Source organism: Arthrobacter sp. SPT-J7 (genome assembly GCF_059089965.1).
Map to the genome: position 1 here is coordinate 457,508 of NZ_JBNHFF010000002.1, position 19,615 is coordinate 477,122.

31 protein-coding genes are annotated in these 19,615 nt (G+C 64.4%); 4 read left to right on the forward strand and 27 right to left on the reverse strand.

Translation table 11 applies throughout. The features are described from left to right. Window positions 1-2 precede the first annotated feature (2 nt). Together AC5RWX_RS04950 and fliW are read left to right on the forward strand one after the other, a co-directional pair. Entirely contained in the window at window positions 3-923 is a 921-nt protein-coding gene (locus tag AC5RWX_RS04950; protein ID WP_493942155.1) for a flagellin N-terminal helical domain-containing protein, read from the forward strand. Further along, a complete protein-coding gene (gene fliW, locus AC5RWX_RS04955) occupies window positions 920-1,303 on the forward strand; it encodes a flagellar assembly protein FliW (RefSeq protein ID WP_493942154.1) in 384 nt (127 codons plus the stop codon). Before AC5RWX_RS04950 ends, fliW begins: the two co-directional genes overlap by 4 nt. A 191-nt stretch (window positions 1,304-1,494) precedes the next feature. Here fliW and AC5RWX_RS04960 read toward each other — a convergent pair whose 3' ends face one another. Continuing rightward, window positions 1,495-2,427: a tRNA pseudouridine synthase A gene (locus AC5RWX_RS04960; protein WP_493942562.1), complete on the reverse strand. Its 933-nt coding sequence runs from the start codon at window positions 2,425-2,427 to the stop codon at window positions 1,495-1,497. A gap of 173 nt (window positions 2,428-2,600) precedes the next feature. Between AC5RWX_RS04960 and AC5RWX_RS04965 the strand changes: the two genes are divergently transcribed. Together AC5RWX_RS04965 and AC5RWX_RS04970 are read left to right on the forward strand one after the other, a co-directional pair. Beyond that, on the forward strand, window positions 2,601-3,203 hold the full coding sequence (locus tag AC5RWX_RS04965; protein WP_494097045.1) for a DUF2243 domain-containing protein: 603 nt from the start codon (window positions 2,601-2,603) through the stop codon (window positions 3,201-3,203). Then, on the forward strand, window positions 3,200-4,015 hold the full coding sequence (locus AC5RWX_RS04970) for a cytochrome c oxidase assembly protein (protein ID WP_494097046.1): 816 nt from the start codon (window positions 3,200-3,202) through the stop codon (window positions 4,013-4,015). Before AC5RWX_RS04965 ends, AC5RWX_RS04970 begins: the two co-directional genes overlap by 4 nt. A 69-nt stretch (window positions 4,016-4,084) precedes the next feature. Here AC5RWX_RS04970 and rplQ read toward each other — a convergent pair whose 3' ends face one another. The 26 genes from rplQ to rplV form a co-directional block, all read right to left on the reverse strand. Beyond that, window positions 4,085-4,648 (reverse strand): 50S ribosomal protein L17, encoded by a 564-nt coding sequence (gene rplQ, locus AC5RWX_RS04975; protein ID WP_493941539.1) that lies wholly within the window; start codon window positions 4,646-4,648, stop codon window positions 4,085-4,087. A gap of 65 nt (window positions 4,649-4,713) precedes the next feature. After that, entirely contained in the window at window positions 4,714-5,718 is a 1,005-nt protein-coding gene (locus AC5RWX_RS04980) for a DNA-directed RNA polymerase subunit alpha (protein WP_127511086.1), read from the reverse strand. A 157-nt stretch (window positions 5,719-5,875) separates the two neighbouring features. Continuing rightward, complete coding sequence (gene rpsK / locus AC5RWX_RS04985; RefSeq protein WP_005267760.1) at window positions 5,876-6,277, reverse strand: 30S ribosomal protein S11; 402 nt, start codon at window positions 6,275-6,277, stop codon at window positions 5,876-5,878. Window positions 6,278-6,323: 46 nt separating this feature from the next. Beyond that, complete coding sequence (gene rpsM / locus AC5RWX_RS04990; protein ID WP_127511084.1) at window positions 6,324-6,698, reverse strand: 30S ribosomal protein S13; 375 nt, start codon at window positions 6,696-6,698, stop codon at window positions 6,324-6,326. Between the two features lie 157 nt (window positions 6,699-6,855). Next, window positions 6,856-6,969, reverse strand: coding sequence for a 50S ribosomal protein L36 (gene rpmJ, locus AC5RWX_RS04995; RefSeq protein WP_005267758.1), 114 nt, complete (start codon window positions 6,967-6,969; stop codon window positions 6,856-6,858). Window positions 6,970-7,043: 74 nt separating this feature from the next. Beyond that, window positions 7,044-7,265, reverse strand: coding sequence for a translation initiation factor IF-1 (infA, locus tag AC5RWX_RS05000; RefSeq protein ID WP_005267757.1), 222 nt, complete (start codon window positions 7,263-7,265; stop codon window positions 7,044-7,046). Window positions 7,266-7,541: 276 nt separating this feature from the next. Then, entirely contained in the window at window positions 7,542-8,552 is a 1,011-nt protein-coding gene (locus AC5RWX_RS05005) for a P1 family peptidase (RefSeq protein ID WP_493941540.1), read from the reverse strand. Between the two features lie 94 nt (window positions 8,553-8,646). After that, complete coding sequence (locus tag AC5RWX_RS05010; protein ID WP_493941541.1) at window positions 8,647-8,886, reverse strand: hypothetical protein; 240 nt, start codon at window positions 8,884-8,886, stop codon at window positions 8,647-8,649. Between the two features lie 60 nt (window positions 8,887-8,946). After that, window positions 8,947-9,792, reverse strand: a complete 846-nt coding sequence (locus tag AC5RWX_RS05015) for a metal-dependent hydrolase (RefSeq protein WP_493941542.1) — start codon at window positions 9,790-9,792, stop codon at window positions 8,947-8,949. Window positions 9,793-9,901: 109 nt separating this feature from the next. After that, window positions 9,902-10,729 carry a type I methionyl aminopeptidase gene (gene map / locus AC5RWX_RS05020; protein ID WP_493941543.1) on the reverse strand — a complete coding sequence of 276 codons (828 nt, stop codon included), beginning with the start codon at window positions 10,727-10,729 and terminating at the stop codon, window positions 9,902-9,904. Between the two features lie 24 nt (window positions 10,730-10,753). Next, complete coding sequence (locus AC5RWX_RS05025; protein ID WP_493941544.1) at window positions 10,754-11,329, reverse strand: adenylate kinase; 576 nt, start codon at window positions 11,327-11,329, stop codon at window positions 10,754-10,756. Continuing rightward, window positions 11,326-12,639: a preprotein translocase subunit SecY gene (gene secY, locus AC5RWX_RS05030; protein ID WP_493941545.1), complete on the reverse strand. Its 1,314-nt coding sequence runs from the start codon at window positions 12,637-12,639 to the stop codon at window positions 11,326-11,328. The genes AC5RWX_RS05025 and secY overlap by 4 nt, the downstream gene beginning before the upstream one ends. A gap of 196 nt (window positions 12,640-12,835) precedes the next feature. Continuing rightward, complete coding sequence (gene rplO, locus AC5RWX_RS05035; RefSeq protein ID WP_493941546.1) at window positions 12,836-13,291, reverse strand: 50S ribosomal protein L15; 456 nt, start codon at window positions 13,289-13,291, stop codon at window positions 12,836-12,838. 2 nt (window positions 13,292-13,293) lie between these two features. Next, window positions 13,294-13,506 carry a 50S ribosomal protein L30 gene (gene rpmD / locus AC5RWX_RS05040; RefSeq protein WP_493941547.1) on the reverse strand — a complete coding sequence of 71 codons (213 nt, stop codon included), beginning with the start codon at window positions 13,504-13,506 and terminating at the stop codon, window positions 13,294-13,296. After that, on the reverse strand, window positions 13,506-14,216 hold the full coding sequence (gene rpsE, locus AC5RWX_RS05045; protein WP_493941548.1) for a 30S ribosomal protein S5: 711 nt from the start codon (window positions 14,214-14,216) through the stop codon (window positions 13,506-13,508). The genes rpmD and rpsE overlap by 1 nt, the downstream gene beginning before the upstream one ends. Then, entirely contained in the window at window positions 14,213-14,596 is a 384-nt protein-coding gene (gene rplR / locus AC5RWX_RS05050) for a 50S ribosomal protein L18 (protein ID WP_493941549.1), read from the reverse strand. Before rplR ends, rpsE begins: the two co-directional genes overlap by 4 nt. 3 nt (window positions 14,597-14,599) lie before the next feature. Beyond that, a complete protein-coding gene (gene rplF / locus AC5RWX_RS05055) occupies window positions 14,600-15,136 on the reverse strand; it encodes a 50S ribosomal protein L6 (protein ID WP_493941550.1) in 537 nt (178 codons plus the stop codon). An 18-nt stretch (window positions 15,137-15,154) separates the two neighbouring features. Then, a complete protein-coding gene (gene rpsH / locus AC5RWX_RS05060; RefSeq protein ID WP_364644270.1) occupies window positions 15,155-15,553 on the reverse strand; it encodes a 30S ribosomal protein S8 in 399 nt (132 codons plus the stop codon). An 83-nt stretch (window positions 15,554-15,636) separates the two neighbouring features. Beyond that, window positions 15,637-16,206 (reverse strand): 50S ribosomal protein L5, encoded by a 570-nt coding sequence (gene rplE / locus AC5RWX_RS05065; protein ID WP_493941551.1) that lies wholly within the window; start codon window positions 16,204-16,206, stop codon window positions 15,637-15,639. Further along, complete coding sequence (gene rplX / locus AC5RWX_RS05070) at window positions 16,206-16,571, reverse strand: 50S ribosomal protein L24 (RefSeq protein ID WP_136784915.1); 366 nt, start codon at window positions 16,569-16,571, stop codon at window positions 16,206-16,208. The genes rplE and rplX overlap by 1 nt, the downstream gene beginning before the upstream one ends. A gap of 3 nt (window positions 16,572-16,574) precedes the next feature. After that, a complete protein-coding gene (rplN, locus tag AC5RWX_RS05075; RefSeq protein WP_127511069.1) occupies window positions 16,575-16,943 on the reverse strand; it encodes a 50S ribosomal protein L14 in 369 nt (122 codons plus the stop codon). Window positions 16,944-17,331: 388 nt separating this feature from the next. Then, a complete protein-coding gene (gene rpsQ, locus AC5RWX_RS05080; RefSeq protein WP_127511068.1) occupies window positions 17,332-17,631 on the reverse strand; it encodes a 30S ribosomal protein S17 in 300 nt (99 codons plus the stop codon). Continuing rightward, the gene (rpmC, locus tag AC5RWX_RS05085; RefSeq protein ID WP_493941552.1) at window positions 17,628-17,975 is read right to left on the reverse strand and encodes a 50S ribosomal protein L29; all 348 of its coding nucleotides are present in this window, start codon (window positions 17,973-17,975) and stop codon (window positions 17,628-17,630) included. Before rpmC ends, rpsQ begins: the two co-directional genes overlap by 4 nt. 2 nt (window positions 17,976-17,977) lie before the next feature. Continuing rightward, the gene (gene rplP / locus AC5RWX_RS05090) at window positions 17,978-18,394 is read right to left on the reverse strand and encodes a 50S ribosomal protein L16 (protein ID WP_127511066.1); all 417 of its coding nucleotides are present in this window, start codon (window positions 18,392-18,394) and stop codon (window positions 17,978-17,980) included. Next, complete coding sequence (gene rpsC, locus AC5RWX_RS05095) at window positions 18,395-19,225, reverse strand: 30S ribosomal protein S3 (RefSeq protein ID WP_136784917.1); 831 nt, start codon at window positions 19,223-19,225, stop codon at window positions 18,395-18,397. After that, complete coding sequence (gene rplV / locus AC5RWX_RS05100; RefSeq protein WP_493941553.1) at window positions 19,226-19,591, reverse strand: 50S ribosomal protein L22; 366 nt, start codon at window positions 19,589-19,591, stop codon at window positions 19,226-19,228. It abuts the gene before it with no gap. Window positions 19,592-19,615: the final 24 nt, after the last annotated feature.

Here is a 19,615-nt window from a genome sequence, read left to right on the forward strand (position 1 = left end):
CCATGATTTCGCGAGTCACTAACCAAACACTGAGCAGCTTTGCCCAGCGCAACTTGCAGGACAACATGGCACGCATTGCCAAGCTGCAGGAACTGGCAGCGGGCGAGTCGCTAATCGCGCGCCCATCAGATGACCCAGTGGGCACCGCCGACTCAATGCGCACACGTGCCGATATGCGGGCCAATGAGCAGTACAAGCGCAACATTGATGATGCCAACGGTTGGCTCACGACGGTGGACTCAGCTCTGGGCACCGTTACGTCACTGCTGAACAAAGCCCGCGATCTCACCATCCAGGCGTCCAACAGCTCCCTTTCTCAGACGGCACGCGAGGCCGTTGGCCTCGAGCTCGCCAGCATCAAGGAGAGCCTCCGCGATGCGACAGAAACGAAGTACTTGGGCCGCAGCGTCTTCGCTGGGAACTCCAATGAAGCAATGGTCTTTACCGAGAGTGGCGGCAAATACACGCTGAAAGATCCAAACACAAATGGCGTAGAGCGCCGCATTGGAGCGGGAGACCGCCAGACGGTGCAGGTCGACGCCAGCGCTGCGGATGTCTTCGGTGAGGATGGAACCGACGCTGCTGGCAATCCGACCACTTCAATCTTCGCCCTATTGGACTCGATGATCGGAAAGCTCAACGGCACCGGCGACGTCAGCACGAACCTCAACGATATCGACGCCCGGCTTAACTCCGTGATCAATGCCCGCGCCGAAGTCGGCACCCGCCATGCCCAGATCCTGAAAGCCCAGGAGACGAACTTGGACGAAGCTGTTTCACTGGAAGCCCGCCGCTCCGGGATCGAGGATCCGGACCTCGGCAGGGTGGTCTTGGACCTGAAGATGCAGGAAGTGGCCTACCAGGCGGCCCTGCAGGTCACAGCGCGCGTGCTGCAGCCGACGCTGATGGACTTCCTGCGATGAGCGCCTCACTGACCTTCGTCGCTCCTCCCCCGGGCCTGGCTCCGCTGGTGGACTTCACCTTGGACGAGATCGATGGCGCGGCCGGCTTGTACGCCCTGCAGCCGGTGGCCGAACCGGCCAAGCGCCTGTTCCTACTGGACGCTGCGACCTACCTGAACCAGTACACCCCCGTTATTTCCGACGACGACCGGGCGGCCCTGGACCTGAATGCTTCTGAGGACGCCATGGTGCTGGTCGTCGCCAACCCGGGAGAGTCCGGCACGACCGTAAACTTGATGGCGCCGATCGTCATCAACGTACATACCGGCATCAGCTCGCAGGTCATTTTGGAAGGTCAGGACTGGCCGCTCCGCGCTGAATTGACGCCCAAGGCGGCCTAGCAAAACCTCGGCGATCAGCTGCCTATCCACGTAGTGGTGGGAGAAGTCAGACGTCTAAAACTCTTGTTTGAGCGCACCTGTTATGCGAGATTTATCCAGCATGGTCCAGCGGACCTGTAGGGGGATCCCGGGATGACACCGGTTGAAAGGCTTCCGGCGGCTCATGGGGGAACCGCCGGAAGCAATCACCCTCAGCCCTCGTCAGGGTCCGACCGCTTGGCCCTGGTTAGCTCGGCGCGGCGCAGCAGTTCGCCACCGTCCGGATAAAGCACTTCTTCCAGTACCAACGGATGCGGAGGAGCGAGCTTGCTCTTCGAATCGCGGACCTTCGCCAGCATCCGGTCCCGCAGCCACTCCGGCGGCTGCTCGCCGCTGCCGACCATCAGCGAAGCTCCGATCAGGGCACGGACCATGTTGTGGCAGAACGCGTCGGCCTGCACCGTCGCCAGCAGCACGCCGTCCCTCCCTCGGATGAATTCAAACTTCTGCAGCTCGCGGATGGTGGTGGCGCCTTCGCGCGGCTTGCAGAAGGCCAAAAAGTCGCCGATACCGAGGAGTCTGGCGGCGGCGTCGTTCAGCAGGTCGACGTCGAGCGCGTGTCTGTGCCAGAGCGTGGTGTTGCGTGAGAGCGGATCCCAGAGCTCGGCGTGGTCGGCGATGCGGTAGCTGTAGCGGCGCCATAAGGCCGAGAACCGGGCATCGAATCCTGCGGGGGCGAGAACGGCATTGTTGACTTCGATGGCGCCGGCGAGGTCCCGGTAGGGCACCGGTGCGCCGACGCGGCCGCCGAGCACCTTGGCCAACACGCCGCGCAGCCGGCGGACCAAGGCAAGTCCGGGGTCAATTTCCCGGCCGCGGGCCAGCCCCTGCCACTCCCCCGGCTCCAGATCGAAGTGCACCACCTGCCCTCGGGCATGTACCCCGGCGTCGGTACGGCCGGCAACGGTGAGCCGGACCGGCCTGCGGATCATTGTCTCGAGCGCTTCCTCGATTGCTCCCTGGACGGTGAGCCTGCCGGGTTGCACCGCCCATCCGCTGAACGGGCCGCCGTCGTACGCAACATCCATCCGGACGCGCAGCAGACCGCCGTCCTGTTCGGGGACGGCGGAGGTGTTCAGGTGCATGCGTTCCATGCTACCGGGACCCCTGCGCAGCATCCGGAAGCGGCCGGACGACCGGATGAGTTGCAGGCAGCGGCAACTTCAGCGCAGCCCGGACGGTCGACGCGCGGGGCCATTCGGTCTATGTTGCTGGGACAGTGCCGCTTCAAAACGGCACGGACGAGGTCGGAGGAGCGATGGCAGCAAATGCCGGAAGCGCCGGAAGCACAGGAAGCGCAACAACGACGGACCACAACCGCAGGATCGCTCTGCCCGGCATCATTCTGGGCATCGGGCTGGGCGGCTTCGTGGACGGGATCCTGCTGCACCAGATCCTGCAGTGGCACCACATGCTCACCAGCGCAGACACCGCAAACATCAACATCGGTTCATATCCCGCCACGACCGTCCACGGACTGCAGATGAACACGCTGTGGGACGGGTTGTTCCACACCGTGACCTGGCTGGCGGTGCTGATCGGATTGGGACTGCTGTATTCGCGCGTCACGTCCTCGCGCGGGCGGGTTTGGGCGTCGCGGACGCTCTGGGGCTGGATGCTGGTCGGCTGGGGTCTCTTCAACCTCGTGGAGGGAATCATCGACCACCACATCCTCGCCATCCACCATGTGATCAGCGGCGAGTACCAGACTCTGGCCGATATCCTTTTCCTGATCTTCGGGGCGTTGCTGGTTCTGGGCGGCTGGCTGCTGCAACGGTCCGGCCGGATGGTGGACCTCACCGGAGCCGGCGGTGACCACGGTACCGGGACCGGCGGCGGCCGAAACCGGACAGTGGAATGATTACTGCTCACGCCGGCCACGCCGGGCACGCGCACCAGTCATCAGCGTTCGACGACGTGCTGCCACTGGCTCTGGTTGCGACCGCGGCGTACCTGGCCTTGGCGTGGCTGCGCAGCCATGAGGACCGCGGCTGGAGCCGCTGGCGCACGGCGTCCTTCGTGACCGGCGCGCTGCTCCTGGCACTCGGACTCTCGCCGCAGCTGATTCCCTTGCCGTCCGGCGGGCTGCCGGCCCACATGGTCCAGCACCTGCTGATTGGCATGTATGCCCCGATCGGGCTGGTGCTCGGCGCGCCGGTGACATTGCTGCTGAGGTCGGTCCCGCCTCGCCACGGCAAGCGGATCGGAAAGGTCCTGCGCTCTGGACCCGTACATCTGGTGGCCAACCCAGTGACTGCGTTACTGCTCAGCCTCGGCGGCCTGTTCGTCCTGTATTTCACACCGCTGTACAGTTTGGCCGCGGAGAACCCCCTGCTGCACCACGCGGTCCATCTGCACTTCCTGGCCGCCGGGTGCCTCTTTGCCTGGGTGATCGCCGGGCCGGACCCGGCGCCGCGCAGGCCGTCCGTGCCGGCCCGGCTGGTGGTGCTCGGGGCGGCCATCGCCGGGCATGCGGTGCTGTCGCAGTTGTTGTACGGCGGGTGGTTCGTGCAGGTCCCGGCCCCGGCTGCCGAACTGCGGCTTGCCGGAGAGCTTATGTACTACGGCGGCGACGTAGCGGAGCTGCTGTTGGCCTTCGCGCTGGTATCGACCTGGCGGCCGCAACGGAAGAACCGCGTCCGCAGGCGAGGCACCGCCGTCGTCATCCAATGACGCCGGAGTACGCAAAAGCCCGCCGTCCCCCGAAGGGAACAGCGGGCTTCAGCCGGTGAAGGTGAAGAACTACTTCTTCTCTTCGGTGGCTTCCTCAGCGGACTCGGCCGACGGAGCGGACTCCGCGGAATCAGCCGACTCAGCGGAATCGCCGGACTGTGCAGACTCGGGCGACTCGGCGGACTCGGCCGAAGCGGTCTCTTCCTCGACCGGGGCCGGGGCAGCCTTGGCGGTTGCCTTCTCGGCTTCGTTGACCACGGCCTGCTTCGGCGATACGGGCTCCATCACCAGTTCGATGACGGCCATGGGGGCGTTGTCGCCCTTGCGGTTGCCGATCTTGGTGATGCGGGTGTAGCCACCGTCGCGGGCGGACATGACCGGGGCGATGTCGGTGAACAGCTCGTGCACGATGCCCTTGTTGCTGATCACGGCCAGCACGCGGCGACGCGAGGCCAGGTCTCCGCGCTTGGCGAAGGTGATCAGGCGCTCTGCGAACGGACGCAGACGCTTGGCCTTGGTGACCGTGGTGGTGATCCGCTTGTGCTCGAAGAGCGCAGCAGACAGGTTGGCGAGCATCAGGCGCTCGTGGGCAGGACCGCCTCCGAGGCGCGGACCCTTAGCGGGGGTAGGCATTATGTTTTCTCCTCAATGGTGCCGCTGTGCGCTCCCGAGCGCCAAGGCGGCAGAATTCTTGCGATTTAGAGTTCGTCCTCGAAGGTTTCGTCCTCGTCGATGGCTGCCGCGCGGGCAGCCAGATCGAACCCAGGAGGCGAATCCTTCAGCGACAGACCCAGTTCCACCAGCTTTGCCTTGACCTCGTCGATGGACTTGGCACCAAAGTTGCGGATGTCCATCAGGTCGGCCTCGGAGCGGGCAACGAGTTCACCCACGGAGTGGATGCCCTCACGCTTAAGGCAGTTGTAGGAACGGACGGTCAGCTCCAGGTCCTCGATCGGCAGGGCCATGTCGGCAGCCAGGGCGGCGTCCGTGGGGCTCGGGCCAATCTCGATGCCTTCGGCGGCGGTGTTCAGCTCGCGGGCCAGGCCGAACAGCTCAACCAGGGTGGTTCCGGCAGAGGCGACGGCGTCGCGCGGTGCAATGGAGTCCTTGGTTTCGACGTCGACGATCAGGCGGTCGAAGTCGGTGCGCTGCTCAACACGGGTTGCCTCAACCTTAAAGGTCACCTTCAGCACCGGCGAGTAGATGGAGTCAACCGGGATACGGCCGATCTCCTGGTCGCCGGACTTGTTCTGGGCTGCCGACACGTAGCCACGGCCGCGTTCGATGGTCAGTTCGAGTTCGAACTTGCCCTTCTCGTTCAGCGTGGCGATGTGCAGGTCCGGGTTGTGGAATTCCACGCCGGCCGGCGGAGCAATGTCCGCTGCGGTGACGACGCCGGGTCCCTGCTTGCGCAGGTAGGCAACCACAGGCTCGTCGTGCTCGGAGGAGACGGCCAGGTTCTTGATGTTCAGGATGATCTCGGTGACATCTTCCTTCACACCCGGCACCGTGGTGAACTCATGCAGCACACCGTCGATGCGGATGCTGGTTACGGCAGCACCCGGGATCGAGGACAGCAGGGTGCGGCGGAGCGAGTTTCCGAGGGTGTAGCCAAAGCCCGGCTCCAACGGTTCGATGACGAACCGGGACCGGTTATCGGCCACTACTTCTTCAGTAAGGGTGGGGCGCTGTGCAATGAGCACTTAGTTTCCTTTCAGCGAGCATCCGCTATATGACGCAGCACGAATTGGTGGAAATGGGCGGCTGGTCAGCCTCCAGCGTGGAACTTTCGGCCGCCGACAGGATCTCCCGCAGAAGTGGGAGAAAGCTGTGCGGCGGCCAAAAGTATCCTTGGGCTGATTAGACGCGGCGGCGCTTCGGCGGACGGCATCCGTTGTGGGCGCTGGGGGTGACGTCCTGGATGGAGCCAACCTCGAGGCCAGCGGCCTGCAGCGAACGGATGGCAGTCTCGCGTCCCGACCCCGGGCCCTTCACGAAGACGTCGACCTTCTTGAGGCCGTGCTCCTGGGCACGCTTGGCGGCCGATTCGGCGGCCATCTGCGCGGCGAACGGAGTGGACTTGCGGGAGCCCTTGAAGCCAACCTCGCCGGCCGAGGCCCACGAGATGACGGCACCGGTCGGGTCCGTGATGGACACGATGGTGTTGTTGAAGGTGCTCTTGATGTGCGCCTGTCCCAGCGCGATGTTCTTTTTGTCCTTGCGACGCGGCTTGCGGACCGCTCCACGAGTCTTGGGGGGCATTTCTTCTCCTACAAAGTTGGTTGGTAGCTAGCTGACCGGCTGGGAATCAGCGGGTCTTCTTCTTACCGGCGACGGTACGCTTCGGGCCCTTGCGGGTGCGGGCGTTGGTCTTGGTGCGCTGTCCGCGGACAGGCAGGCCGCGGCGGTGGCGGATGCCTTCGTAGCTGCCGATTTCAACCTTGCGGCGGATGTCGGCTGCAACTTCGCGGCGGAGGTCGCCTTCAACCTTGTAGTTGCCCTCGATGAAGTCACGCAGCTGAACGAGCTCAGCGTCGGTGAGGTCCTTGACGCGGGTGTCCGGGCTGATGCCGGTCTCCGCGATAACCTGCTCTGCACGGGTCTTACCCACGCCGTAGATGTAAGTCAGGGCGATAATTACCCGCTTTTCGCGGGGAATATCTACGCCAGCGAGACGAGCCATAGTGGCGGTTCTCCTTGTTGTATCCGGAGGTCTGAAGCAGCACATCCCCGTTGTTCGGGTCCCCGGCCTCCGTACCGGGGGTATGCAGGTTGCCCTGCTGCGCTGCCTATTTCGAGTTACGACGCGTGGGCGTGTGGCCCCTGCTGAAGCAGGAGTCTTAGCCCTGGCGCTGCTTGTGGCGCGGGTTCTCGCAGATCACGATGACGTTGCCCTTGCGACGAATCACCTGGCACTTGTCACAAATCCGCTTGACGCTCGGCTGGACCTTCATGGTTTTCCTTTGCGTTGTTAGCTGATGCTGTTGTAACTACTTACGTTCCCCGCAGTTGCCTGCGGCATAAGTCTTTACTTGTAGCGGTAGACGATACGGCCCCGTGAGAGGTCGTACGGGCTGAGTTCCACCACAACGCGGTCCTCGGGGAGGATCCTGATGTAGTGCTGACGCATCTTTCCTGAGATATGAGCCAGCACAACGTGCCCGTTGGTCAACTCAACGCGGAACATCGCATTGGGCAGAGCCTCCTGCACAGTGCCTTCAATCTCAATGACACCGTCTTTCTTAGCCATATCCTCCGCTAACGTCAGTAACCATCGCTCGCGCGGTGGCTAGTTTTTGGGTTTTGCTTGCCGCTACACCCCACAGACGCCGTACGAATCCAAACGGCTTTCGCGGGCGCCATGCACCCGAAGATGGGCATGAAAGTAGAGACAACCAACAGACAACTGTACTCCGGATGCGGGATTAAGTTAAATCCGGATAACGGTGGGGCAGCGCCACGGGATGCTCGGGGATGCTGCCGCATGCGCAGCCGTGCCCGGGCGCGGCGCCCCCGGCGCAATGCCTCAGTCCGGGTACTGGTACTTTTCCAGTACGACGCCGGAGCCCTCCACCCGTTCGGCGCTCACCACCGCGTCCCTAATGGCAGCGGTGACTGCGTCCGCGGCCAGCACGTGGAGTTCCGCCCGGGGATCCATCGGGCCCTCCTGGATGAACTGCTGCTGCCCGGTGGCCAGGGCGAAGACCACATCCCCGTCCATCAGCGTGTGCGAGGGGCTGAGCGCCCGGGCCAGACCGGCGTGCGCGGCAGACGCGGTCCGTTTCGCCTGGGCCGGGTCCAGCACCGCGTTGGTCGCCACCACGCAGAGGGTGGTGTTCAGCGGGGCCGACGCCCCGAGCCCCGGTCGAACCGCGGCGCCCTTCAACCCCGGTGGTCGACCAGGGCGCTCGGCGCCCGTGTGGAGACCCGCGGCCCGCTCGCCGGACGGACCGTGGAACGGCGACCCCGCGGCGTTCACCACCGCAAGCGCGCCCACCACCACGGCGTCGTTGGCGCCGCTCATCCGCAGCGAAGCTGTCCCCACTCCCCCCTTGTACTGCTGGAAGCCAATCGCTGCCCCGGCACCCGCGCCGACGTTGCCGCGCTGCACCGCGCCGAAGTCTTGCATCGCGCCGGCGGAGGCAGCGGCGTCGTACCCCATCTGCTCGTCTGGGCGTGCGGTGATATCCCCGCCCCGGCCCAGGTCGTAGATGGCTGCCGCCGGGACAATCGGCACCACGGCATTGGCCGTGCGGAAGCCGCGCCCCTGTTCCTCCAGCCAGCGCTGTGCCCCGTGCGCTGCGACCAGGCCGAACGCGCTGCCGCCGGTCAGCACCACCGCATCCACGGTCGGCACCAGAGTGGTGGGATCCAGCGCGTCGGTTTCGTGCGTGGCGGGCCCGCCGCCGCGCACGTCCACGGCGCCCACGGTGCCGGGCGGCGGCAGTACCACGGTGACGCCGGTGAGCCAGCCGTCACCGGTCTTCTGGACCTGGCCCACGCGGATGCCGGGCACATCGCTGATCGAAGAAGCCATGGCCTCATCCTCGCCCGACAGCTGCGCCGGAGCAAGGATCTGGCCTTTCAGTGTGTTGGTGGCGCGGCGCATCCCCTCGACCGCCCGGCGGCGTTCAGGACTTGTTCCGCCGGCGGCGCCGGAGCACCGCGGCGACGCCCACGCCAGCGCAAGAGGCAGTCAGCACGCCAATAACGGCTGCCAAGAGGATGCTCGGCCCCGCCTCATCCCCGGCGCCGGCGACGAGGGCGAAGCCGGCGTCCACCGCCGGGAGCAGAACGCTCCCGAAGAGCGCGGCCACAACCACCACCAGCACTACCGCTTTCCCGTCGACGCGTTTCGGCTTCCGGTTCATCCAGTCTCTCCTTTGGTCCTTGCCATGCGTTCGGTACTGCCGGCCCGAGGGCCGCTGCAGTCAGCCGGCACCGAACGCCACCATGCTCTGCTGGCCGACGTCGAGGCACGCCCCGGCCAGCAGGACCACTACGTAGGCGCTGACCGGGACCAGCAGCGCCCATTCGCGGAACGAGCCGGCATTGCCCAGCAGCGGCAGGGCGAAGTAGCCGTTCCGCCGCCAGATGGTGTTCAGCAGCGGGATGCGGCGCCATACCTTGGGCGGCTTGATGCGCAGCGGCCAGAGCAGGTTCACTCCCCCGGTGGTCAGCATGTCGCCCAGCACGTGCATCACCACGCCGATGCCCATGGCCAGTGGAAACCAGTTCTGTTGTTCCGGTGCATACAGCGCAATGAACGCGGCCACGGACAGGCCCACGGCCCACGGGATTTTCTGCAGCCCGTCGGGCAGGAACTTCAGCGCCTTGGCGGCGAAAGCCACCAGCAGCACGCACAACACGCCCGCGCCCGGATAGACCGTGCCGAACCATTCGGTCTCCACGGTCCACAGCCCGGCGACCCAGGCGATAGCCACGAAGGCGGCCAACCCGATCAGCGAGTGCGTGCCGCGGCGGTGCCCGCCGGCGACTGCGCCCACGCCGGCGCAGACCGCGTTGGAGAGCGGCGGCAGCGAGTGCGCGATGGTGGCGTTGTGGTGGTCAGCGTCCGGCACCAGCGCGGCACCGGCGGTCACCATTGCTCCGGTGATCAGGCCCAGCGGCCCCACCTCCAGCAGCCCCCAGCCCAAGGTGAGACTCTGCTCGCCCCAGCCCATCGGCGTCGTGATGGCATCGAGCGGGATGTGCACTTGGCTGGTCAGGGCGATCCAGGCGGCGGCGCCGGAGAGGGCGTGATGGGATCCCATCATGGTGCGGGACATCCTTTCGGGGGAATGCATTAAATGCCCGAAGGCCGGTCCGGCTGGACGATCGGTCCAGCGGGACCGGCCTCGGGGCGAAGAAGTCGGGCCGGGTGCGTCAGTCCAGCGGCACCGGGGTGACCCCCAGCGGCGCCAGCCGTGCCGCTCCCCCGTCTTCGGCCGTCAAGACCCAGATGCCGCCGTCGTGCACCGCCACGGTGTGCTCCCACTGGCAGGAGCGGGAACCGTCCGTGGTCACCACGGTCCAGTCGTCGTCCAACACTTTGGTCTCGATGTCGCCGCGGACCAGCATCGGTTCGATGGCCAGGCACAGCCCGGGGCGGATCTTCGCCCCGCGGTGGTTGCTCCGGTAGTTCAGCACATCCGGGGCCTGGTGCATCGCGGTGCCGATGCCGTGGCCCACGTAGTCCTCCAGGATGCCCAACGGTTTGCCCGGCACCGAGGAGACGTAGTCGTCGATGGCGTTGCCGATGTCGCCCACGCGGTGGCCGTTGGCCAGGGCGGCGATGCCCCGCCACATGGCTTCCTCGGTGACATCGGAGAGCCGCTGGTCTTCCGGATCGGCGGTGCCCACGATCACTCCTCGGGCGGAGTCGCCGTGCCAGCCGTCCACGCTGCAGCCGCCGTCGACGGAAATGATGTCTCCGTCCTGGAGCACCTTGCCGCCGGGTATTCCGTGGACCACTTCCTCATTGACGGAAACGCAGACCGTCGCCGGGAAGCCGTGGTAGCCCTTGAAATTGCTCTTCGCGCCGGCTTCGTCCAGCACCGCTTCGAAGGCCGCGTCCACGTCCGCCGTGGTGGCACCGGGGACGGCAGCGGCCACCGCGGCGTCAAGGGCGCGGCTGACCACCAGCCCGGCGGTGCGCATTTTGCGGATCTGGTCGTTGGTCTTGTATTCGATGCTGGGCTGGCGGAACGCCATGGGCTGTCTCTAACTCTCTCGGTGTCAGGCCGTGACGGCCTTGAGCGCCGTCATGATCCGCTCGGTGACCTCGTCGATGTCACCGATGCCGTCGACGGTGGCCACAATGCCGCGCTCCTCGTAACGGTTCACGACGACGGCGGTTTCCTCGTGGTACAGGGCCAGCCGGCGCCGGATCACTGTCTCGTTGTCGTCGCTGCGGCCTTCCTGCGCGGCGCGGCCGAGCAGGCGCTTGACCAGTTCGTCGTCGTCAGCGGTCAGCAGCAGGACGATGTCCAGCTGCGAGCCGGCCTCGGCCAGGATGTTGTCCAGTTCGTCCACCTGGCCGCTGGTGCGGGGGTAGCCGTCCAGCAGGAAGCCGTCGGCGGCGTCCGGCTGCTTCAACCGGTCGCGCACCATGTTGTTGGTGACGCTGTCCGGCACGAACTCGCCCTTGTCGATGTACTTCTTGGCTTCAATGCCGAGCGGCGTCTCTTCCTTGACGTTGGCGCGGAAGATGTCTCCAGTGGAGATCGCGACAACGCCGAGCCGGTCGGAAATGCGGGAGGCCTGGGTGCCCTTGCCGGATCCGGGCGGGCCGATAATGAGCATTTGTGTCATCGCAGAAGTCCTTCGTAGTGCCGTTGCTGTAGTTGTGCGTTGATTTGTTTGACGGTTTCCAGTCCCACACCAACCATGATGAGGATGGACACGCCGCCGAACGGGAAGTTCTGGTTGGCGTTGATGAGCACCAGCGCGATCAGCGGGATCAGCGAGATGATGCCCAGGTAGAGCGCACCCGGCAGCGTGATCCGGGCCAGCACGTACTGCAGGTACTCCGCCGTCGGGCGACCTGCCCGGATGCCGGGGATGAAGCCGCCGTACTTCTTCATGTTGTCCGCGACTTCCTCCGGGTTGAAGGTGATGGCCACGTAGAAGTAGGTGAAGAAGACGATCAGGGAGAAGTAGACCGCCATGTAGAACGGCGAGTCCCCGCTGACCAAGTACGTGTTGATCCAGTTGACCCACTCCGGCGGCGCGGTGGTGCCGTCGGTCGGCGTGTTGAACTGCGCGATCAGCGACGGCAGGTACAGCATCGACGACGCGAAGATCACCGGGATGACGCCGGCCATGTTGACCTTGATCGGAATGTAGGTGCTGGTGCCGCCGACGGTGCGCCGACCCACCATGCGCTTGGCATACTGCACCGGGATACGGCGCTGCGACTGTTCCACGAAGACCACCGCGGCCACAGTCAGCAGGCCGACCAACAGCACGCCGAGGAAGACGTTCACGCCCTGGGTGTTCCAGATCTCGCCCAGCGAGCTCGGGAAACCGGCGGCGATCGAGATGAAGATCAGCAAGGACATGCCGTTGCCGACACCCTTTTCGGTGATCAGCTCGCCCATCCACATGATCAGGCCGGTGCCGGCCGTCAGCGTCAGGATTATCAGGCTAATCACAATGAGGTTGTCTTCGGGGATGATCGGAACCGGGCAGTTGCCCAGCAAGGCACCGGACCGCGCCAGCGACACCAGCGTCGTGGCATTGAGCAGGCCCAGAGCGATGGTCAGGTAACGGGTGTACTGCGTCAGCTTGGACTGGCCCTGCGGGCCCTCCTGATGCAGTTCCTGGAACCGCGGGATGACCACGCGAAGCAGCTGCACGATAATGCTGGCGGTGATGTACGGCATGATGCCGAGGGCGAAGATGGACACCTGCAGCAGCGCGCCGCCGCTGAACAGATTGACGAACTGATACAGCCCGCCGCTGGTGTTGCCCAGCGCCAGACACTGCTGCACGTTGCCATAATCCACACCCGGTGCCGGGATGAATACGCCCACGCGGTAGACCGTCATGACCCCCAGCGTGAACAGCAACTTGCGCCGCAGGTCCGGCGTCCGGAATGCCCGGCCAATTGCGCTAAGCAAGCGTCCTCCAAAAAGTTTCTGATGCCGCTGCGCGGCAAGTCACAAGATCCGAGTCTATCGGCTCGGCCCGTTCGCATTAAACGGATTAAGAATACGTCGTGTGCCTTTAAAGCAGCTGAACTCGTGGCGACCGGTAAATACCGGCCACCACGAGTTCAGTTAGGGGCTGCTAAAAGACTGCACCCGGTACGGGCTGCTAGAGCGCCGTCACGGTGCCGCCAGCGGCGGCAATCTTCTCAGCGGCACTGGCGGAGAAGGCGTCAACCTTCACATCGACCTTGACGGTGATGTCGCCGGTGCCCAGGATCTTCACGGGCTGGTTCTTGCGAACCGCGCCCTTGGCCACCAGGGCCTCCACGGTCACGTCGCCGCCCTCGGGGAACAGCTCATTGAGCTTGTCCAGGTTCACAACCTGGAATTCCACCTTGAACGGGTTCTTGAAGCCGCGCAGCTTCGGCAGGCGCATGTGCAGCGGCAACTGGCCGCCGGCAAAGCCAGCCTTGACCTGGTAACGGGCCTTTGTACCCTTGGTACCGCGACCGGCGGTCTTGCCCTTGGAGCCTTCGCCACGACCAACGCGGGTCTTGGAGGTCTTGGCACCGGGGGCAGGACGCAGGTGGTGGACCTTGAGAGTCTTGTTCTCTTCTGCCATCTTTACTTCGCCTCCTCAACCTTCACCAGGTGAGAAACAGTGTTGACCATGCCGACGGTCACTGCATCGGCGCTGCGGACAACGGAGTGTCCGATGCGCTTCAGGCCCAGTGAACGCAGCGTGTCGCGCTGGTTCTGCTTGCCGCCAATGACGGACTTGATCTGCGTGATTTCCAACTGTGCATCCGACGGGGTCAGATTCTTGGGTGTGGTCATTACGCACCTGCCTTCTGCATGTTGCGCAGCAGGATCGCCGGAGCAACCTCCTCCAGGGGCAGGCCACGGCGGGCTGCCACGGAGCGGGGCTCCTCCAGGCGACGCAGCGCGTCGACGGTAGCGTGCACGATGTTGATCGCGTTGGCCGAACCCAGCGACTTGGAAAGCACGTCGTGGATTCCGGCGCACTCGAGTACGGCGCGGACCGGGCCGCCGGCGATCACACCGGTACCGGCAGCAGCCGGACGCAGCATGACAACGCCTGCAGCGGCTTCGCCCTGCACCTGGTGCGGAACGGTTCCGGCGATGATCGGCACGCGGAAGAAGGACTTCTTGGCCTCTTCCACGCCCTTGGCAATCGCTGCCGGAACTTCCTTGGCCTTGCCGTAGCCCACGCCGACCATGCCGTTGCCGTCGCCGACAACTACCAGAGCCGTGAAGCTAAAGCGCCGGCCGCCCTTGACGACCTTGGACACGCGGTTGATCGTGACGACGCGCTCGAGGAACTTGTCCTTCTCGGCATCGCGTGCATTGTCGCGGCCACGTCCGCGGCCACCACGGTCGCCGCCGCCGCCACCGCTACGTTCGCCACGACGTCCGCCGCGGCGGTCATCCTGGCCGGAAGCAGCGGTGGTCTCAGCGGATCCCGCGGCAGCGGTCTCAGTTGCTTCAGTCACCTGAGTTTCCTTTTCGTTGTTCTCAGCGGTCACAGTGCCAGCCCACCTTCACGTGCGCCGTCGGCAACCGCTGCAATGCGGCCGTGGTACCGGTTGCCGCCGCGGTCGAAGACCACAGCCTCAACACCGGCAGCCTTGGCACGCTCGGCCACGAGCTCGCCGACGCGCTTTGCCTTGGCGGACTTGTCGCCCTCGAGGGCCCGCAGATCGGCTTCCATGGTGGAAGCGGAAGCCACGGTGATGCCCTTGCTGTCGTCGACAACCTGGACAAAGATGTGGCGTGCGGAACGGTTGACCACCAGGCGCGGGCGGACCGCGGTACCGGTGATGCGCTTGCGGACGCGCAGGTGGCGGCGGCCGCGTGCTGCGGACTTGGACTTCGAGGTCCGCTTCTTATTAATGCTGATCGCCATGGTCTACTTACCAGCCTTTCCGACCTTGCGGCGGATTTGTTCGCCGGCGTAGCGCACGCCCTTGCCCTTGTACGGGTCAGGCTTGCGCAGCTTGCGGATGTTGGCAGCAACTTCGCCGACCTGCTGCTTGTTGATACCCGAGACGGAGAGCTTGGTAGCGCCCTCCACGGCGAAGGTGATGCCTTCGGGGGCATTCACGATCACCGGGTGGCTGAAGCCCAGGGCGAACTCGAGGTCCGAACCCTTGGCCTGCACGCGGTAACCGGTGCCGACGATCTCGAGGTCCTTCTTGTAGCCTTCGGTCACGCCAACGATCATGTTGTTGATCAGCGTGCGGGTCAGGCCATGCAGGGACCGGGATTCGCGCTCGTCGTTCGGGCGGGCAACGGTGAGGGTGTTCTCTTCGAGGGACACCGTGATGGGCGAAGCCAGAGTGTGGCTCAGCTCGCCCTTGGTGCCCTTGACGGAGACGACGTTGCCGTCGACCTTGACCTCAACGCCGGCGGGAACGGTGATGGGGAGACGTCCAATACGTGACATTTAATCTCTTCCTTTCCGTTACCAGACGTAAGCGAGGACTTCGCCGCCCACGCCCTTCTTGCCGGCCTGACGATCAGTCATCAGTCCGGAAGAGGTGGACAGGATTGCGATGCCCAGGCCACCGAGCACGTGCGGCAGGTTGGTGGACTTCGCGTAAACGCGCAGACCGGGCTTGGAGATGCGGCGGATGCCGGCGATGGAACGTTCGCGGTTCGGACCGAACTTGAGTTCCAGGGTCAGCTTCTTGCCGACCTCGGCCTCTTCTTCCTTCCAGCCGGCGATGTAGCCTTCGGCCTTCAGGATGTCGGCGACGCGAGCCTTGAGCTTGCTGTACGGCATCGACACCGTGTCATGGTAAGCCGAGTTGGCGTTGCGCAGACGCGTGAGCATGTCTGCGACAGGATCTGTCATAGTCATTGTGGGCTCTTGCCCTTCCTCGTAACGGTTTCCTCGCTCCGGACAGCACTGGGCACCGGGGCGGGACCTTTCACGTAGCTAGATTAATCTTCGGTCTTGAACGGGAAGCCCAGCGCCTTCAGCAGCGCGCGGCCCTCGTCATCGGTCTTGGCGGTGGTCACTACGGTGATGTCCATGCCGCGCACTCGGTCGATCTTGTCCTGATCGATCTCGTGGAACATCGACTGTTCGGTCAGACCGAAGGTGTAGTTGCCGTTGCCGTCGAACTGCTTGCCGTTGAGGCCGCGGAAGTCGCGGATACGGGGCAGAGCCAGCGAAACGAGGCGGTCCACGAATTCCCACATGCGGTCGCCGCGCAGCGTCGCGTGGGCGCCGATCGGCATGCCTTCGCGCAGCTTGAACTGTGCGATGGACTTGCGGGCCTTGGTGACCTGCGGCTTCTGACCGGTGATCTGGGTCAGGTCGCGCACGGCGCCGTCGATGAGCTTGGAGTCCTTGGCGGCATCTCCAACACCCATGTTGACAACGACCTTGACCAGGCGGGGAACCTGGTTCACGTTCTCGTAGTTGAACTCGTCCCGCAGAGCCTGCTTGATCTCGCCGGCGTAGCGAGTCTTCAGACGGGGGACGATCTTGGTGACAGTCTCAGTCATTAGAGGTCCTTCCCGGAGGCCTTGGACACGCGGATGCGCACAGTGCGCTCACGGCCATCACGCTCGACGGTTTCGGTGCGGTAGCCAACCCGGGTCGGCTTCTTGGTCTCGGGATCGACGATCGCCACGTTCGAGATGTGGATCGGTGCCTCAACGGTCTCGATGCCACCGGTCTTCGTGCCGCGTTCCGACTGTCCGGCCTTGGTGTGCTTGGTGACGCGGTTGACGCCTTCAACCAGCACACGGTTGGTCTCCGTGAACACCTTCAGGACCTTGCCCTGCTTACCGCGATCGCCGCCGCGCTCTGCCTTGGCACCGGTGATGACCTGAACCAGGTCACCCTTCTTGATCTTGTACTTAGCCATGGACTACAGCACCTCCGGAGCCAGCGAAATGATCTTCATGAACTTCTTGTCGCGAAGCTCACGGCCGACCGGACCGAAGATACGGGTACCGCGGGGATCGCCGTCGTTCTTGAGGATCACGGCTGCGTTCTCATCGAACTTGATGTAGGAACCGTCCGCACGGCGGCGTTCCTTCTTGGTGCGAACGATGACAGCCTTGACGATGTCACCCTTCTTGACGTTGCCGCCCGGAATTGCATCCTTGACGGTGGCAACAATGGTGTCGCCAATGCCTGCGTAGCGACGGCCGGATCCACCGAGAACGCGGATGGTCAAGATTTCCTTGGCACCCGTGTTGTCGGCGACCTTCAGTCGCGACTCCTGCTGAATCACTTATTACTCCTGTCGTCGCGCCGGTTCTCATAAGCTGAGCCTTGCGGAACGGATATGGGTAGCCCGCACCGTAACTCCCCCTGGCCACACGTAGGTGAGGTCCGAAGGCGGTTGCGGGAATTTGCCTATTCTGTCCATGCGGAAGGATGGATGGTCTTTCCAAACGGCACAGGCAAGATTACTAGTTTATGACCAAGACACCCCGGACGTGAAATCACGGCCAGGGGCTTGTACTTTTCAAAGGGCCCGCAGTTGCTTTTTCGGCAACCGCGCCCCTTCCAAACCCTTCCGCCTGCTCCGGCGAACCGGGATCCTTGTGCCGGAAGGGAAACTTAAAGGGTGCGGGGCCCGCCCGCTCGGCAGGCGGGCCCCGCGCAGGACGTAAGTCCTACTTGGCCTTTTCGATGATCTCGACCAGGCGCCACCGCTTGGTGGCGGACAGCGGCCGGGTCTCGGCGATCAGAACCAGGTCGCCGATGCCGGCGGAGTTCTGCTCGTCGTGGGCCTTGCGCTTCTCGGTCCGGCGAATCACCTTGCCGTACAGCGCGTGCTTCACGCGGTCCTCAACCTCGACCACGATGGTCTTGTCCATCTTGTCCGAGACGACGTAGCCGCGGGCGGTCTTACGGTAACCGCGAGCCTGAGTGGCTTCTTCCACAGTTGCATCCTTGTTCGTGTTTTCGCTCACTTGGCCTCATCCTCCGAAGCGGGGGCTGCGGTCTCGGCGGTGTCGGCGTCAGCAGCCTTTTCAGACTTCTTAGCCTTCTTGGCCTTCTTCTCCTCGGCCGGGGCAACAGCTGCCGCCTCGACCTCGGGGCGAATGCCCAGCTCGCGCTCGCGCAGCACGGTGTAGATGCGTGCGATGTCGCGCTTGACTGCCTTCAGGCGGCCATGGTTTTCCAGCTGACCGGTGGCGGACTGGAAACGGAGGTTGAACAGCTCCTCCTTGGCCTTGCGCAGCTCCTCTGCGAGACGGTCCTTATCGAAAGTCTCGAGCTGATCGGTTGCCAGTTCCTTTGAACCAACTGCCATTTCTATTCACCACCTTCGCGACGCACAATGCGTGCCTTCAACGGCAGCTTGTGGATCGCCAGGCGCAGTGCCTCGCGAGCTACCTCTTCATTGACACCGGAGAGTTCGAACAGAACCCGACCCGGCTTGACGTTTGCGACCCACCATTCCGGCGAACCCTTACCGGAACCCATGCGGGTTTCGGCAGGCTTCTTGGTCAGCGGGCGGTCCGGATAAATGTTGATCCAGACCTTGCCGCCACGCTTGATGTGGCGGGTCATCGCAATACGGGCCGCTTCAATCTGGCGGTTGGTGACGTATGCCGGCGTCAGAGCCTGGATACCCCACTCGCCGAAGCTGACTTCGGTGCCGCCGGTAGCAGCGCCGGAACGACCCGGGTGGTGCTGCTTACGGAACTTAACTCGACGTGGGATAAGCATTTAAGCTTCTCCTCCTTCTGCCGCCGGCGCTGCCTCAGCGGCAGGTGCCTCGGCCTTGGCTGCGCCCTCACCTGCGGCGGGAGCGCCAGGACGGTCATTACGACGACGGCGCTCGCCACCGGCGGGGCGGCCCGGACGGTCGCCACGGCCGCGCGAGGACGGAGCGGCGGCCTGCTGGGCAGCCAGTTCCTTCGCGGTCACGTCGCCCTTGTAGATCCAGACCTTGACGCCGATGCGGCCGAACGTGGTCTTGGCCTCGAAGAAGCCGTAGTCGATGTTCGCACGCAGGGTGTGCAGGGGCACACGGCCTTCGCGGTAGAACTCCGAACGGCTCATTTCAGCGCCGCCGAGGCGACCGGAGCACTGGACACGGATGCCCTTGGCGCCGGCGCGGGTGGCGGACTGCATGGCCTTCTTCATGGCGCGGCGGAAAGCCACGCGGGAGGTCAGCTGCTCGGCGATGCCCTGGGCAACCAGCTGTGCTTCGATCTCCGGGTTCTTGACCTCGAGGATGTTCAGCTGCACCTGCTTGCCGGTGAGCTTTTCCAGCTCGCCGCGGATGCGGTCTGCCTCGGCGCCGCGGCGGCCGATGACAATGCCGGGGCGGGCGGTGTGGATATCCACACGCACGCGGTCACGGGTACGCTCGATCTCAACCTTCGCGATGCCCGCGCGGTCCATGCCCGTGGACATCAGCTGGCGGATCTTCACGTCCTCGCGGACAAAGTCCTTGTAGCGCTGGCCGGCCTTGTTGCTGTCAGCGAACCAGTGGGAGACATGGTCGGTGGTGATACCGAGTCGGAATCCGTGCGGGTTTACTTTCTGTCCCACTTACTGGTCCTCCTCTTTCTCCGGGGTAGCGACAACAAGCGTGATGTGGCTGGTCCGCTTCTTGATGCGGTAGGCACGCCCCTGGGCGCGCGGCTGGAACCGCTTCATGGTGGGGCCTTCATCTACGAATGCTTCGCTGATGTACAGGTCGCTCTCGTCAAAGGCGACGCCGTCACGGTCCGCGATAACGCGGGCGTTGGCGACGGCTGACGCGAGTACCTTGCTGACCGGCGCCGAAGCTGCCTGCGGGGCAAACTTCAAGATTGCCAGAGCCTCATTCGCCTGCTTGCCACGAACAAGGTTGACGACGCGCCGGGCCTTCATAGGCGTCACGCGAATATGGCGCGCAATAGCCTTGGCTTCCATTGCTTTCCTTCTCTCGTCTTCTGC

Bases quoted from the DNA above. Each gene is read 5' to 3' on its own strand.
- AC5RWX_RS05010 (WP_493941541.1), bottom strand. From the start codon at position 8,886: ATGAACCGGAAGCCGAAACGCGTCGACGGGAAAGCGGTAGTGCTGGTG.
- AC5RWX_RS04950 (WP_493942155.1), top strand. From the start codon at position 3: ATGATTTCGCGAGTCACTAACCAAACACTGAGCAGCTTTGCCCAGCGC.
- AC5RWX_RS04960 (WP_493942562.1), bottom strand. From the start codon at position 2,427: ATGCACCTGAACACCTCCGCCGTCCCCGAACAGGACGGCGGTCTGCTG.
- rpmC (WP_493941552.1), bottom strand. From the start codon at position 17,975: ATGGCAGTTGGTTCAAAGGAACTGGCAACCGATCAGCTCGAGACTTTC.
- rpmJ (WP_005267758.1), bottom strand. From the start codon at position 6,969: ATGAAGGTCCAGCCGAGCGTCAAGCGGATTTGTGACAAGTGCCAGGTG.
- rplV (WP_493941553.1), bottom strand. From the start codon at position 19,591: ATGGAAGCCAAGGCTATTGCGCGCCATATTCGCGTGACGCCTATGAAG.
- fliW (WP_493942154.1), top strand. From the start codon at position 920: ATGAGCGCCTCACTGACCTTCGTCGCTCCTCCCCCGGGCCTGGCTCCG.
- rplE (WP_493941551.1), bottom strand. From the start codon at position 16,206: ATGACTGAGACTGTCACCAAGATCGTCCCCCGTCTGAAGACTCGCTAC.
- rplF (WP_493941550.1), bottom strand. From the start codon at position 15,136: ATGTCACGTATTGGACGTCTCCCCATCACCGTTCCCGCCGGCGTTGAG.
- infA (WP_005267757.1), bottom strand. From the start codon at position 7,265: ATGGCTAAGAAAGACGGTGTCATTGAGATTGAAGGCACTGTGCAGGAG.
- rpsK (WP_005267760.1), bottom strand. From the start codon at position 6,277: ATGCCCCCCAAGACTCGTGGAGCGGTCCGCAAGCCGCGTCGCAAGGAC.
- map (WP_493941543.1), bottom strand. From the start codon at position 10,729: ATGGCGTTCCGCCAGCCCAGCATCGAATACAAGACCAACGACCAGATC.
- AC5RWX_RS04970 (WP_494097046.1), top strand. From the start codon at position 3,200: ATGATTACTGCTCACGCCGGCCACGCCGGGCACGCGCACCAGTCATCA.
- rplO (WP_493941546.1), bottom strand. From the start codon at position 13,291: ATGGCAGAAGAGAACAAGACTCTCAAGGTCCACCACCTGCGTCCTGCC.
- AC5RWX_RS04965 (WP_494097045.1), top strand. From the start codon at position 2,601: ATGGCAGCAAATGCCGGAAGCGCCGGAAGCACAGGAAGCGCAACAACG.
- rplX (WP_136784915.1), bottom strand. From the start codon at position 16,571: ATGGCTAAGTACAAGATCAAGAAGGGTGACCTGGTTCAGGTCATCACC.
- rpmD (WP_493941547.1), bottom strand. From the start codon at position 13,506: ATGACCACACCCAAGAATCTGACCCCGTCGGATGCACAGTTGGAAATC.
- rpsH (WP_364644270.1), bottom strand. From the start codon at position 15,553: ATGACTATGACAGATCCTGTCGCAGACATGCTCACGCGTCTGCGCAAC.
- rpsM (WP_127511084.1), bottom strand. From the start codon at position 6,698: ATGGCTCGTCTCGCTGGCGTAGATATTCCCCGCGAAAAGCGGGTAATT.
- AC5RWX_RS05015 (WP_493941542.1), bottom strand. From the start codon at position 9,792: ATGATGGGATCCCATCACGCCCTCTCCGGCGCCGCCGCCTGGATCGCC.
- rplQ (WP_493941539.1), bottom strand. From the start codon at position 4,648: ATGCCTACCCCCGCTAAGGGTCCGCGCCTCGGAGGCGGTCCTGCCCAC.
- AC5RWX_RS05005 (WP_493941540.1), bottom strand. From the start codon at position 8,552: ATGGCTTCTTCGATCAGCGATGTGCCCGGCATCCGCGTGGGCCAGGTC.
- rplR (WP_493941549.1), bottom strand. From the start codon at position 14,596: ATGGCGATCAGCATTAATAAGAAGCGGACCTCGAAGTCCAAGTCCGCA.
- AC5RWX_RS05025 (WP_493941544.1), bottom strand. From the start codon at position 11,329: ATGACACAAATGCTCATTATCGGCCCGCCCGGATCCGGCAAGGGCACC.
- rplP (WP_127511066.1), bottom strand. From the start codon at position 18,394: ATGCTTATCCCACGTCGAGTTAAGTTCCGTAAGCAGCACCACCCGGGT.